Origin of the sequence: Paenibacillus sp. HJGM_3 (assembly GCF_045062745.1) — a bacterium.
Taxonomy (GTDB): domain Bacteria; phylum Bacillota; class Bacilli; order Paenibacillales; family NBRC-103111; genus Paenibacillus_AA.
On record NZ_JBJGED010000006.1, the window covers coordinates 263861 to 278285 of the forward strand.

Annotated in this window: 7 protein-coding genes and 1 pseudogene; 3 read left to right on the top strand and 5 right to left on the bottom strand. The window is 52.0% G+C overall.

The window, feature by feature from the left end; translation table 11 throughout:
- Nucleotides 1-19 precede the first annotated feature (19 nt).
- The 4 genes from ACI5FR_RS09630 to ACI5FR_RS09645 all read right to left on the bottom strand — a co-directional run bounded on the left by ACI5FR_RS09630 (nt 20) and on the right by ACI5FR_RS09645 (nt 11994).
- Nucleotides 20-496 carry a MarR family winged helix-turn-helix transcriptional regulator gene (locus ACI5FR_RS09630; protein WP_405453628.1) on the bottom strand — a complete coding sequence of 159 codons (477 nt, stop codon included), beginning with the start codon at nt 494-496 and terminating at the stop codon, nt 20-22.
- Nucleotides 497-1137: 641 nt separating this feature from the next.
- Nucleotides 1138-7575 carry an InlB B-repeat-containing protein gene (locus tag ACI5FR_RS09635; protein ID WP_405453631.1) on the bottom strand — a complete coding sequence of 2146 codons (6438 nt, stop codon included), beginning with the start codon at nt 7573-7575 and terminating at the stop codon, nt 1138-1140.
- A 111-nt stretch (nt 7576-7686) separates the two neighbouring features.
- Nucleotides 7687-10749, bottom strand: coding sequence for an AfsR/SARP family transcriptional regulator (locus ACI5FR_RS09640; RefSeq protein ID WP_405453634.1), 3063 nt, complete (start codon nt 10747-10749; stop codon nt 7687-7689).
- Nucleotides 10750-11088: 339 nt separating this feature from the next.
- Nucleotides 11089-11994 carry a 3'-5' exonuclease gene (locus ACI5FR_RS09645; RefSeq protein WP_405453637.1) on the bottom strand — a complete coding sequence of 302 codons (906 nt, stop codon included), beginning with the start codon at nt 11992-11994 and terminating at the stop codon, nt 11089-11091.
- A gap of 303 nt (nt 11995-12297) precedes the next feature.
- Between ACI5FR_RS09645 and ACI5FR_RS09650 the strand changes: the two genes are divergently transcribed.
- From ACI5FR_RS09650 to ACI5FR_RS09660, 3 genes are all read left to right on the top strand, one after another.
- Nucleotides 12298-12690 carry a DUF6223 family protein gene (locus tag ACI5FR_RS09650; RefSeq protein WP_405453640.1) on the top strand — a complete coding sequence of 131 codons (393 nt, stop codon included), beginning with the start codon at nt 12298-12300 and terminating at the stop codon, nt 12688-12690.
- Between the two features lie 221 nt (nt 12691-12911).
- Nucleotides 12912-13199, top strand: a complete 288-nt coding sequence (locus ACI5FR_RS09655; protein WP_405453643.1) for a hypothetical protein — start codon at nt 12912-12914, stop codon at nt 13197-13199.
- Between the two features lie 476 nt (nt 13200-13675).
- Nucleotides 13676-13870 (top strand): ribbon-helix-helix protein, CopG family, encoded by a 195-nt coding sequence (locus ACI5FR_RS09660; protein WP_405453646.1) that lies wholly within the window; start codon nt 13676-13678, stop codon nt 13868-13870.
- 174 nt (nt 13871-14044) lie between these two features.
- Here the strand turns inward: ACI5FR_RS09660 and ACI5FR_RS09665 are convergent.
- A pseudogene (locus ACI5FR_RS09665) lies at nt 14045-14395 on the bottom strand (DUF7737 domain-containing protein); the annotation flags it as partial.
- Nucleotides 14396-14425 lie beyond the last annotated feature (30 nt).

The window sequence follows — 14425 nt, forward strand, 5'->3', positions numbered from 1 at the left end:
AAAAAAAACCACGACTCGTTCATTCCTCGATGATGATTTTTCTAGTCTCCGCTTTCTTCTCAGGCGGAATAGACGGATCGTGGTCTTGTAACACACGCGCGACCTTAAGCAGAAGAGCCGTAAATTGCTCGAGCTCTTCCGGACTTAGCGCCTCTCCAATCTGGCTCAGCATCGACTGGATAATCCGCTGCGACTCCTCTGCAAGCTGCCGTCCTTCCTGCGTCAATGTGACGAGTTTGACTCTCTGGTCCTGAGCGGAAGCAGCGCGCGCGATATACCCTTTCTGTTCCAGCCGCTTGGCGATGCTCGTCATCGAACTGAGCGGGGCCCCCATCTCAGCGGCCAACCCCGACATCGTCATGTCTCCCCGAAACAGCAGAATCAGCAGGGTAGACAAGTCCGAGCGAGTCACCTTCTGTTCGAGATGGGCCGTCTCGGTGAGGAAGGCGAAGGGCCGCAGTCCTGTTTTGAGAATGAGATCGAACAACGGCTGCATGGAAGACTCCTTTTAGTACGGTAGTGAAGTAATTTAAGTTCATATTAGTACGAAAGCGTAGTAAATGTCAAGTTTCATCCTTACCAATTCCAATGTCACTTTGACCTCTTTCGGAAAATCGGGGGACATGCCCACCTGAGCGGGATCTATCGGATTTCCTTCAGCATCGGACAGGCTCTGTGTAAATTCAAGACGCTCAAAGGTAACGATCTTCGTATAGACGCCGGTGTTGTACTAGTCTTGCCCCCCTTGCTCCTGCGGCGCCCGCATGCAGAATACATAATTTGCCGCCTTCACGAAGATCAATTTCGATCTCGGTGACGTATAGTTCGCAGGCCCCCCACCACAGTTGGACCAGTTGGGATCGGTCCTTATTTTGGTCGAGAATCTTAAACCCATCGGTCACATGGTAGCCGTAACCTGGAGTTTTTACCTCATGAAGCCTCGCATGATACTCGCCAATTTGAAAAGAAAGTTTCGCATCCTTCACTTCTGTACAAGGTCTGCCTTGAATCGCCGAAAGAAGCAATGCTCCCGTAGTCCTTTCATCCCCATACCAAATGTCCAATACCTTAGAGAAAAGAGCTTCTCCGTTTTCGGGAGAAGCCCCTTCGCCGCGTCATCCGGCGATCTCGTTTCGATTAAAGCGGCGCGTTACCATTGATCGGACCGGTAATCGTGCCATCATTTGCGATCATGCCATTGTTCGTGATCGTGCCGTTGTTCGTGATCCTACCGAAGTTCGTGATCGTGCCGCTGCTGGAAATCGTGACCGTGCCATAATTCGTCATCGTGCCCCAGATCGAGATCCTGCTGTTATTCGTGATCGTGCCATTGTTCGTGAAGTCCTTATTCCATGTAATTCCGCCGTTATTGATTACAGTCGCTGAGCTTGAGATATGGAAGGTGCCGTCGACCATCAACTGGGCTGACGTAACCAGGGTAAATGTACCGCTCACATTCAGCGTGGCATTTTCCGCAATGTGCCATGCATAGAAGTCACCGCCCAATGTCGAATTACTCGCATTCAGCGTAGCCCCCGCTCCGACATCAATATAGCCATCCACCGTCAAGTCGCTCACTTTCAGCGTCGCGCCGTTCGCAAGGGTCAACCTGAAGCCATTAAGCGTGGAATTTCTCAAATTCAGCGTCTTGCCTTCCGGAAGGGTCCAATCCTTCGTCAGCGCAGCACCGCTTATGGTTACTTCCGTTGAAGATACGACCGTGAACGTCGCCCCGTGCAAGTCTAAGGCGTCGGCGCTGTCGATCCATTCAGGAAGCGGTACGACTACCGCACTTGTGGGTGCGCTTGGTACGGCACTAGCCGCTCGCCCCATATACGACACGACGACTCGCAGCCGCTTGCCTACATCTGCTTGCGCAACCGTGTAATTCTTGGATGTACGGCCCTCACCGGTGGCATTCGCGAACGTTCCGCTGGTGTCCGTCTCGACTTGCCATTGATACGTCACTTGAGTGCCGGCCGCACTGTCGTCACCCATGGTTACACTGGCCGATAGCGTATCGCCAACTGCCGGATTGACCTTATCGATCGTGACGCTAGTGATCGGAATAGACACCACATCGGTTGTGGCGGTTCGCGAGCCGGTAATCGGGCTTACGCCCGTCACGACCACTTGCAGCCTCTTGCCCTTGTCCGCGTCTGCAACCGTGTAACTCGCTGTTGCAATGCCCGTATCCGTGAAATTCCCGTACGTTCCGCCGGTTACCGTCTCGACCTTCCATTGATAGGTCACGCGACTGCCGGCCGCATTCCCATCCCCCATCGTGACTACGGCATTCAGGGTGTCCCCTACCCCGGGGGTCGTATTGTCGATATGCACCGCAGCTATGGTGTAGTCCGGTGTCCATTGAGCAACGGTAGTGAGATCCCCAGCAGGCATTGTCGAAGGCAGAGCAGGGGACCAACCCGCGAATACATAACCGGCCCTCGTGATGGGGATTAAGGATATCGCAGACAAGGAATCCCCATACCGCATATTGACCACGTAATTACCCGTTGTAACGCCATTGACAATCCCGCCATTGGGATTGAACGTCAGCTTATAGCTGTTGCGCTTGTAATACAGCTTCAATTGGAGCGTACCGCTCGTCGGGACCGTCCCGGATGCAACCGTACCCGGAACGCTGCTGTCATACGTGAAGCCTTCATAACTCTTCGGCGTTGCCGTAACCGTTGCGCCTACGGGACCGCTTAACGTTTCCGGTTCGGTTAGGGTGTATTGTCCTGCTGCATCCGCTCGGTAATGGGTCACCGTGTACGTTGCCGTACGCTCGCTCCACTGTGCGGTGAAGCTGACATTATTCGCTGGCATCGCAGCCGGAATGGCAGGCGACCACCCTGAGAGGACCTCCGTTCCCTTAGTCACGTATGGCTGCGATATGCTGGCTCCATAGGGAACAATCACCGTATGAGGCTCGGTTGAACCGGCTCGGGTACCGCCGTTGAGATTAAATGTGGCCGTATACGTGTTGCGCGTATAGTAGAGCTTCAGAATCGTCGTGCCCTCTCCGGCAATTGTGCTCGATTGGACCGTGCCCGGAACGCTGCCGTCGAAGGTGAAGCCCTCATAGCTCTTAGGCGTTACCGCACTAGTAGCGGTATCGGTTGTGCCGGTATAGGATTCCTGATCGACGATCGTATAGGTGTTGCCGAGAATCGGTAGTCCAAGAGCATTCCTCGTAATGTCCTGCTGCAAGTGCACGACTCTATAAGGAATGTCCTCTCTGGCCCTCCAAGTCGCAGTGTACGTGGTGTCTTGGCTCGGCATCGTGTCTGGAACGGTTGGCGACCATCCGGCGAACGTATAGCCGGGCCTTGTCACGGCAGGCGTCCAGGAGATGTTGGACCCGATCTCCTTATTAAGCTTGCCGACCACCGCTTGATCTCCATAACCGGATTTGAAGGTTAGCGTCCTAGCATCCGGATAGTAATACACCTTCACGACCGTCGAACCGTCTGCGTTAATGTACCCTGCACCGACATTGATTCCATTCCTAGTGAATATAGAATGATAGCCCTGTGCAGCGAATCGATTCGGGTTGGCAAGGGTAATCTTCGCGCCAGTCGTACCCGCTAAGAGCTCGGTCTCCGCGAGCGTTACGTCGGTGACATTCGGAGTGGACGTATACGTGACGTTCGGATTAAACAGGTAATGTTCGACTCGGTACGGCGTATTCGTCTGTGCCGTCCAGCGCGCATAGAGCGTACGAGACTCCTGGGGCAGCGGCATTACAGCAGGAAGCGTATACCTCGTGCCGCCGGTCGGAGCCGTATACCATCCGGCGAAGGTATAGCCCGGGTACACGGGATCGGGGACGACGGCGACCGGGGTGCCGTATTGTCCGGATATCGTGGTCCACGGATTGCCGTTCATCGGAGCCAGCACGAATGAAGTGTCGCCCACCTTAACGTCCACAGACAAGGGGATGGAACGGGTTGGAGCAACCGAGATAGACCCGGATGCATTCTTCCATGTAAGGATCAGGTTCCCGCGCGCGGAGATCGGATACCCGTCTAGCCATCGTTGGCGTAAAGCCTCTGATACCCCGATCAAGTTGGATTTGGGGTCATAAGTGAAATCGCTGCTATCCGGCGTAATGGTGAAATTCGATCGATCGAACAGCTCTTTGACCGATTCCCCGGTCTTGATATCCATGACTTCCATCCTCATCAGATTGCCGGATAATTCGGGAAAATTGCCGATCCTTAATGAACCCGAGAGATCATAACTGGGCATATTGGTTTGCGAGTACGCGAAATCCACTATATTGGTTTGCGTCCCCACGGAATACAACGGCCATGTATGGTCATAGAGCGGCACGCTTGCGGAGAGCAAGCCGTCGCCCAACTGCGCGCCTACCGCGGACTCCAAGTAGATGCCGAGCTCCACGTACAGCGCGCCTAGTGAATTTGTTGTCCTCTTGCCGCCCGTATTTTTTAGCTCGTAATAGAAGTATCCCCACAGATTCAAGTACAGGCCGGGCTCTACAGAGATGCCGATACTGTTCAAATTGACGCTTCCCACACCTGCTCGCAGCGATACCTGAAGGCCTGCCCGCACCCCCATGGTTCCCAATACATAGAACCTGAACTTGTAATCGCCATCGCCGGACAAGCTTACCGTATTGCTGCTGCCCGTGAAGCTAAGAATGCGGACGGTGGCCGAGTACCGCTTGGCGCTTTTGTAATTGAAATCGACGCCTACCGTCAGGTTCACATTGGCACTGACCACGAAGTCTACCGAAAAGTTGATCTCCACGATGCCGAGGCACACTCTCATGCTTGTATTCACGAGATTCTCTCTAATTATGGAAACCCATTCCGTCTCGTTCTCCAGGATGCTCTTGTATCTCTCCTTCAGCGTCGTTGCGTCTACTCCGGTATCTTCCACGCCATCGATCAACGCTTGGAGCTCTGTCGCGATGTCCTGAACGACACCTAATCTCCCGGCACGCTTGGCCCCAAGCCAGTCTGTCAACGCATCGTGCAATTTATCGACCTGGACCGTAGCCATCTCGGCCGTGATGTTGATCCCGGTGAATGTATAGGCATCCAAGTTAGCCGTGACGATATAATCTTCCAGAACCGGGATGAACCAATACCAATGCCATTGGGTATCCCCATTCACGCTGAGATCGAAGCTCATCTCTTCGACGAACTTACCGGTGAGATGGATGACGAGATCACTCTCCTCGTTAAGATGTATAACGATATCTGCGCGTACTTGAAGCGTGACGCTTATACCGGATCGAGAGAGATTGCTCAACTGATCGCTTATGGAAGGTGCGACGGTCAGGTTCTCCACGCTGACGTTGGAACCCGAAGCAGCCGATAGCGCCTTCACTTCGGAACGCTTCTTGACCGCGTCGGTTTGCAGCGCCACAGCCGCTAAGTAATCGGCTGCTTCCTTCACGAACCCGCTGGCTATCGCTTGCTGCATAATCCGCCCTTCGAGCGTGGCGATATCCGAATCGGACAATAGCCGATTCCCATCCAGCGTTTGTTGCTGATAGACATCTAGAGCGCTCGTGACTTGATCGAGAGTGGCATCGGTATACGTAATGATATCCATCTCGGCATCATGCATAATCGACGTGATGCGCCCGTAACCCGCCGAAGTGGCTTCATTAGTGAATGCTCCATTGTAGAAAGCGATGAAGTCGCCCACATTAACCACCGTGAGCTCGTTCAGACCGAGTGGCGCATACTGACTGCCGCTAAAGTTCATCACGGTCTGCACGACGGTGATGGAGTGGTTGGCCGTGTCTCCATCCGTGTCCGCCGATGTGCTCACGGGCAGAACATCCGGTTTAGTCAACACTTGCTTGGAATCCGCATGGGTATAGGTGTAAGTGTCGCCGTTGACCGCCGTAATCCGGATGTAAGCGACATTGCCGTTATCGGTACCGCTTGTCTCGGCTGTCCGCAGATCGGGACGAACCCCTTCATAGATCGCGACGATATCGCCGGCTTGAATCTCTTTATCCCCGGAATATTTGAAGGTGCCGCTACCCGTATTCGACTCGTTAAGCGTTGCTCCACTGCCTACACCTGTCGTCATTACCGGAATCGCTGGAGAGTCCACGTTCGCGCCATCAAGCAGCATATGCGATACGTCTGCGAATGGAAGATAGATCATGTCCGGATTCAGCGGTACATTCAGCACCTCTTGCTTGGCGATGTTGAACACATATAGGGTCGTCGTAGCATCTTGACCCTGGTAAGACAGGTTGGTGTCTTTCAGCGTGAGCTGATACGTGTTGCCTTCCTCGAAATTGCCGTCTTGGGCGGCGGACGCTACCGTGAAATGACCATTCGCACCGGTGACGGCAATACCCGCGAATTGAGGATTGGCCGGAGACCCGAACTCCATCGCAGCTTTTACTTGGCTTGCCGTCATTCTGCCCGTAGCATCGTTCACTCCGATCGTGAAGCTCGGCGCTTGGTCCAGCACGGTTACGCTAGGAACACTTTGAACCGCTCTATCGACGCTCTCAATATATTTGGCATACAGCGTCATATTGCCGCTCGCGACATCGTCATTAAGCAGCACTTGGGTAAGGACGCTATCCTTGTACCAGCCTTGGAAGATAGACCCTGCCTTACGCGGCGCCGGGAGATTATTCAGCTTTGCGCCGGGAGACAGCGTGAGGCTATTGATCGCGGAGCCGCCGTTGGTCTCGAACGTAACGGTGTAGCTGGTGGTGTTCGGTTCGGTGTCGCCGCCTCCAGGGTTCGAGCCTCCATTTGTTGGTGTTGGCGTTGGCGTTGGCGTTTTTGTCGGTTCTGCTGGTTTAGTTGGTTCTGTAGGGGCAGCTGTCTTCACAACCTCGTTGCTGCGCATGGCAAAAGTAGCTGCCTCGGCACGGGTCGCCTTGGATTGCGGATTGTAATTGCCGTTAGCATCTCCCGTAAGCAACCCTGCCTGCCAGAGCTTGACGATCGCATCAACCGCCCATGGAGAAATGCTGGATAAGTCCTTCGGTTTCGTCGTTACGCTGGCGTTCGTCTGGTAAGGGATATGATAGGCTTCGAAAAAACGCAAAGTCAGCGTAGCCATCTGTTCTCTGGTTATATCCATGTCCGGTGTAAAACTATCATTACCCGTACCGCTCGTTATGCCTTGCTCAACAGCCCATTGTACATAAGGCGCATACCAGGCATCTGCCTGGATATCAGCAAATGTAGCAGCCGTATACTTGCTTGCATCGACTCCCGCCATTCGCCCAAGTACTGTCACATACATGGCACGAGTCATTGTCCCGCTAGGCGAGAAGCTATCATTCCCAGTACCGTTGAATATGCCGTTCTGCTGTACATAGGTGACCGCGTTATAGAACCAGTCCGTTGGCTCGACATCGCCGAAAGAAGGCTGTACGGAGGGTTGTCCACCTGAACCGTTCACAGCGGCCACCGTTGTATTCGGCGACAGGTCATGCCAATTGATTGTCGCAGGGACCTTAACGGCATCGCGTTCAGCTGCGAAGATTTGAGTGGGTACTAACACTACGAGAAGCGTGATCGATAGAAAAACACTTAATAAACGTTTGTACAAGGCGGTTTCCCCTCCGCTTTCAGACAATATCCTTCAACATAGCACAGCCCACCTAAACAAAACCTAAACAAATCGCGATCTGCGTAGAATGATGGCGATAGAGCGACTGCACTATGTATTTCCCTCACGCATGAACTCGTCTTGCCCCCCTTCGAAATCGAGCAACCTCCTGACCGCTTCCTTCGGCTCGATCCCGAATTCAGTCAGCAGCATCATTCTGAGCGCCTCATACTGCTTGATCGCCGCGACCCGGTCATCCGTCAGAACGAGCAAGCGAATCAGCGACTCATGAATGGACTCGTTCATCGGATCGTGTGTAAGCGCCTGCTTAAGCAACTCTATTGCGGCCTCCAGCTGCCCGTTCTCCTTCAGGCGTTCATGGAGTCGAAGCAGCATCGCGACGTATTCGCCTTCCAGCCGCATTCGTATGGGCCATGCCCAGTCGTATGGAGCACCTGCCAAGTACCCCTCCCCGTAAAAATCGATAAGCTCACCGGAATAGTCGCGCAGCGCTACATCCATAATCTCCGTCCCGACCGCCATTAAGCGATCCCACTCCTCGAGATCGCAGTTCATGGAACGCATATCGAGACGGTAACCGTTATCCACGTGCTGCACGATGCCGGCAAACCCGATTTGACTGAGTGCTCTGCGCAGATAGGAGGTCGTGGTATGGAACTGAGCGCCAGCCCGCTCCACATTCACCCCTCCCCACAGTGCATCGAGAATGCGATCTCGACTCACCGCCGCACCGCGATGGTGAACTAGAAAGGCCATCAATTCCTCGGATTTGGAAGTCCGCCACTTGATCGCGACACCAGTCTCCGACTCTACGCGAAGCCGCCCGAAGCATCGGATTCTCATTCGCGGAGTCGCGCGGTAATCAGGAAAGGCTTGCAGGACGGAGCGCGCATAACTCGCTCCCTTCGCCGCGCCCCCATCTCCATTCGAACGTACATAGATCGTCAACAGCTCCGCCATCGCCGCTCCTTCATCCACGAAGCTGCGAATAAACTGTTGCGGTTCTGCGAGACGCAACACGGTAGCCAGACTCTCAAGCGCTTGCTCGATCTGCCCGCCGCGATGCAACGTTGTACTTATCAAGATTAGCGCATGAATGCTGTCGCGCAGACGATCTTCCTTCGCCAACAGAACATACAACCGCTCAGCAAGAGTCAACGCCGGTTCGAATCGTCCGCAGGCGGCCAGAACGCGAACAAGCGCGAATTGTTCGGACACGGTGTCCAACATGGCCTCATCGGAGTGAGACATTCCGCATTGATCCAGCCACCGCCGGGCGAACACCATATCGCCTTGTCGCACCGCCAAGCTCGCCTGTTCCGCTTCGATCTTACGGATGAAGATCGCATAGTCGGGCGAGTCGATCTCCAGCTTCAGTTGTTCAAGCAGCGTAACGGCTTCTCGCGCATTTCCCTTCGCTTGCTGAATTCTCGAAGCTGCCACGAACAGCTGAAACCGATTGCGAGGAACCGGCGCGAAGCCTTCTGTATGCATGATTCCGTCCAGCCATTCCTGCGCTTCCTCCAGCCGGTTCCATTCGTACAATACTTTGGCATAAGATGCGTACATCGCCGTCGCGAACGGATGGTTCCTGCGGTTTTGCCAATACGCAATCATCGTAGCGAACAATCGTGCCGCACCCTGATAATCGTTAACGTAACTCAGATGGTCATCGAACTCTTCAATCGAATAATGCTTATTGTTCCCGCCTTGAATGAAGAGGCTTTGTTCGCGGACTAGCGTGTCCCCTCGAATAAAATAGTCGGCCGTGCCCTCAAGGTCTTTTCTTATATAAGCCGCGGTCCCGCAAAAATAATAGATTTCCCCCATCGTCATGCGCCAAACGTCAGCGTCCATCCGACCCTTCAACGCTTCGAAACGGACTCGAAGCCGTTCCGCTCGATCCGGTATGTTATGGAACTGGCGAACGCCGATCATCACGAGCATATAGAACAGCTCGACCAGCGGCCTGTCCGCTATGTACGACTCGGGCACTTGCATGACCCAACGAGCGACCACGGTGTTCTTACCGCCCCCTAGAAGCTTGAACAGATGCGCCTCGATCAGGCGAACAACCTCTTCATACTGCCGTCCCGCCAAATAATGCTCCGCCGCTTCTACGATAAACCCGCTATTGTCGAGCCACTGTGCGGCACGCCTATTCGCCTGGACCCACAGCTCTGGCGCTGTTCGAGCCAGCATCGACTGGAGAAAATCGGACAGCAGATGGTGATAGCGATACCAGTTGCGTTCGTCGTCCAACGGAACGATGAATAACTGAAGTTTCTCCAGCTGCTCCAACTGCCGCTGACCATTCGATTGTCCGGTCACGGCCTCGCACAAGCTATGATTCATCTGGCTTAACACGGAGGTTTGCAGCAGAAAATCGCGCATCGCCTCCGGCAGATCGCGAATGACTTCCTCCAGCAAGTAATCGGATATGTGCTGCTGACGGCCGCTGAATTGACGAATCGATTCAGCCACATCGTCGCTCCGCTTTAGCGCGATGGCCGCAAGCCGCAAGCCGCTAACCCAGCCTTCGGTTTGATTGTATAGAATATGGAGCTGCTGCGCCGACAAATTCAACTCCGTCGTCTCTCGGAAGAGCTCATGCGCTTCCTCCGGTCGGAACCTTAATTCCTCGATCGTAATCCGGCGCATCTCCCCTTTGGCCAACCATCTTGCCGTCGGAAAGGGGAGGTCGTTACGACTTGCGAAATAAATATGAATATGAGGAGGGAGGTACTCCAGCAAGTAGCTCATGGAATGCTGGATAGCCGGTGTCGAGACGAGATGATAATCGTCGAACATGACGACCAACTCGCCGGTCATTCGATTCAGTTCGTTCAACAGGGCTGTCATCGCCGGCTCCACCGATGCGGAAGAAGCCGAAGGCCCCTCCTCCAGCAGCGGACTTACGGTCAGGCCGAAGCCGTCGACGCGATTCCGGATCGAAGCGATCACCATGCTCCAGAAGGTGGACCAATCGTCGTCCTGCCTGCCCAGCGACACCCATGCCACAAGCTTGCCGCACTGTTTCGCCCACTCGCTTAACGCCGTCGTTTTCCCGTAGCCGGACGGAGCGAATAAGAGCGTCAGCTTCGCGCCCATGCCTTCGTCAAGCAGTTTCCGCAGCTCCATTCGTGCTACCATCGCGTGTCGTTCTTGAGGGATATGTAATTTTGTTGCGGCAAACATGGGACAGCCCTCCAGAAAATGAAAGACAGAGTATCAGCGATTCGTGTTATTTCGACATCTCTGCCTTATATTCCTGTACATGATTTCCCCTACTTCTCCTGCTCCTTGAAGTTTTTGAAATAAAACAAAGAGCACTCATTAGAGTGCCCCGGGCAGCTTTGTTGACCGATCGCTTCGAGATCGATATCGATACGTTCTCCTTATGCAGCTATTTTCATGGCTTAAGAACGTAGGAATTGCGTCACGATTTTTTTAGGATGCAATATCATCGAAATACTCCAAAAGGCGCAGCTCCTAGTACCTCCGATCCTCCACCTGCTCAAAATACAGCTCCGGCAACACAACCCGAACCTCATAGTCCACATTCTCTTTCTGCCAGAATACAATATACCTGATTTTGGCTAGCGTAGGCTCATATCGTTTTTTCTTCAGCGCCTCGATCTTGTTTAGCAATTGCTTTGAAAATCTTACGACGGCTTGTCCTTTAGCATTCCTACAGCAATCTCCATCAACGGTGAGCACATCCCCGCTATTAAGCTGTGAAATCAAAGGCTGACAGCTTAGGAAAAAGTCCAGCCATACATCCCGATATGTCAACTGCACGGCTAATTGAGCAGGCGGCAAACAAGCTTGATCCTCATCGACGGTCTGAAGATGATCGGTTCGGATGAAATCCAGGTATCTCCCGTTATAGTGAATCGTCAAGTTGCGTTTAGCCCTGGTCATGGCGACATATAGCTGTCGTAATGCTTCTTCCGTTCCAACGTTGAACTGATCCAGCATAAGAAAAACATGGTCGAACTCTCGACCCTTCGCCTTATGAATGGTGGATACCAGAATGGTCTCGGTGTTAGCCCGGAAGAAGTCTTCCAGGCTGGACTCTCGGATGAACAAATCTAGATCGGATACGTACTTGTTCCTTGGATTGGCCGCTTCAAAATCCCGAATGAGGTTCATGCAGAGCTCCAGGTTCGAACTGCTGTAGAATTTCTCCGCCAAATTCCTCTCGGCAGCAGCCCAAGCCTCGTCGCTAATCATATAAATGCCTTGATCCAGATGAAGCTGACTTAGAAAATACCGCACCTCGAGCAGATTATACAAGCTAAATCCATCATTGGACTGAATCAGTTTGGCCTGCATGCCATGCTTCACCAGCAACCCAGCGACCTGCATAGCTTCATCATTGGACTTGGTTAGCACACGAGCCGTTCCCGTAAGCCCCTCCGCGAGAATATCGTGAACCAGGGGTGGTTCCTAAAACCTTCCTCCGGCTTGATCTGCAGCAACTTACTCCTGTTTTCAGCTATTACCTTCTCCCAATGCCGTCTAAACTCTTCAGAATTATGATCCATACTCCTCACCTTCTAGATAAGATTTTTGTTTTCTCTGAAAGAAATCCATGCAAAATAGGGAAGATCTGCATAAGTTCTCGACATTTGTTGTGTAAAGTGAAAGCTGATATAGATTCAGTTTGTAAAAACAATAAAGAGGAGGAATGAGCATATGAAAATGAAACTAGTTTCATTCGGAATACTCTGTGCGCTTCTACTCATACCAACGATTGCTTATGCTGAAAATAAAGTCGGATATGTAATCACGACCGGGCGAATCTGGTCCACGGTAGACGCGTTTGTGGGGCTGGCGAACGCTATCTTCGCTGGGCTGTCTCTATCCCGCTCCATCCGTCGTATTGGCAATGGTGGGCGAAACGGGGCCATCATATCCGTAGGGGTGGCGCTGGTCGTGATTATCTATGCTTTCATTCATATGACCATGTTCCCTGGTGATTACGGCACTGGCGACGGAAGAGCTGCGGCTGTCATCGCCATCGTGATGGGGATCCTTAGCTTAGTTCTTGCCGGTATCACTCTGATCCGCTCCCGCCGTGCTGGCTGACCTAAATGGGTTTGAATATCTTGATCTGAATTTATCCTCAGGTAAAAGGTTATCCAGTATTCTCCACACAACAAAAGTCTGCCAACTAAATATTACCGTTATAAGAAACATATTTTTATCCGCGGCGTTTATATATGCAGAAAACAACAAACTTTAGATGAGGTGAAAAATGAAGATATTAGACGGCCTCTAGCTTCCCATAAGGAGGGTTAGAGCGCCAAATGAGCAAGAGTGTAAAAAAATCACCCGTATGGACAGACCACCATACGCCTGGTACCTGCTGGAGTAAACAGCAGGCCAGCAAGGCCGTGCGCCGCTTCACAGATGACGTTCAAAACGGAAAATGGTATCGGAAGTTGTTCTGTTCCTGGACTATTTGCGATTACCGTTTTTTTAAAACCAGACAGCAAGCGATACGCGAATGGAACACATCCCCATGGCTGCAAGATCGATTATCAACTCAGGCTGAAGTCATTCAGAACTGGGAAAAGTTCTATAGAAGAAAATAAGCTCAAGCGTCGGTCAGGGAAGCCCGGCGCTTGAGCTTTTATATATCTCAAATACCGAAAAACTCCGCCGCTGTCTCCGTCGTAGCCTTAGCCACCTCTTCGGCTGGTTTCCCGAGACATCGCGCAACGGTTTGCAGGATGTGCGGCAGGTAAGCAGGCTCGTTCCGCCCGTCTGCCGGCTTTTCCTTCAAAAGGTTTGTATACCAATCATTTGATTCGGAACCGATCTTTGTTGGCTTTCCTAAACCTAATCTCCATTATGGTTATAATAGCAATTCCAATAAGGGCAACGCCAAACAGAACTACGGTCACAATTCGATCTTCGGTCATGTTTATGTTCTCCTCCCATATTTGTACATTTGCTCATAAGTACAACAAGTTCAAAATAGAACACATTTTGTAATCATATTATAACACAAATTGTGTTATGTTTTAACTCCTCACTTTCTTTCTATACTGATACGTGAGGTGATTTTATGAATAATGACGAGTTTATTATTACCCCCAGAGAGGATAAGACTGTTACAATGACGATTCGCATAGAAAAGCATGTACAGGAGAAATTGGATGAACTTGCCCGAAAGAGTAATCGTTCCCGTAACGAAATAGTTAATATGGCTTTAGAATATGCTCTTAAAAATGCGAGATTTATTGACTCTACAGGTTCCTAAGTCTTATAACGGTGGTTGGGAATCGTGACTCGACAAAACCACAATTCGCCGCTGTTGTTGGACGTGTATACGCGGTAGTTAAAAATAAACAACAACCCTCAACTCCAAACCAGGAGTAGAGGGTTGTTTCGTGATAAATTCAAAAAGCGGGTTCGTTGAACCCGCCCCAGATTTTTATATGTATTGCCTCTCTCTAAGCTGCTCCAAAATATGCGGATCTTTGATCTTTGTATCTTGCGCAAGCATCACGATTTTGGACAAAATCTCGGATGTCTTCGGGTCCTCATCCATAAACGGAAGGAACAACTTCCCCCGATGCTGCGAATGAACCGGTAGGATGTACAAGGTGCCGGCCGCTTGTTTCTGTACAGTTCCGCTCCCGAGATGCACGCCGTACTCCCCGAGTGAACCTGCAATCCGAGCGAAGTTTCCTTCCAGCCTCACATTGGTAATCTTCAGAAGTCTCAGGGATTCCGTGATGATCACCTTTCGAAGCTCGATCGTTGTCAGGCTCGCTTCCGGATCGCTCCGTGAGCCGTCAGGACCTGAGCAAAT

What these genes read in the sequence shown, in the direction of transcription:
- ACI5FR_RS09650 (WP_405453640.1), top strand. Translation starts at nt 12,298, where the DNA reads ATGAAAATGAAACTAGTTTCATTCGGAATACTCTGTGCGCTTCTACTC.
- ACI5FR_RS09630 (WP_405453628.1), bottom strand. Translation starts at nt 496, where the DNA reads ATGCAGCCGTTGTTCGATCTCATTCTCAAAACAGGACTGCGGCCCTTC.
- ACI5FR_RS09640 (WP_405453634.1), bottom strand. Translation starts at nt 10,749, where the DNA reads ATGGTAGCACGAATGGAGCTGCGGAAACTGCTTGACGAAGGCATGGGC.
- ACI5FR_RS09660 (WP_405453646.1), top strand. Translation starts at nt 13,676, where the DNA reads ATGAATAATGACGAGTTTATTATTACCCCCAGAGAGGATAAGACTGTT.
- ACI5FR_RS09655 (WP_405453643.1), top strand. Translation starts at nt 12,912, where the DNA reads ATGAGCAAGAGTGTAAAAAAATCACCCGTATGGACAGACCACCATACG.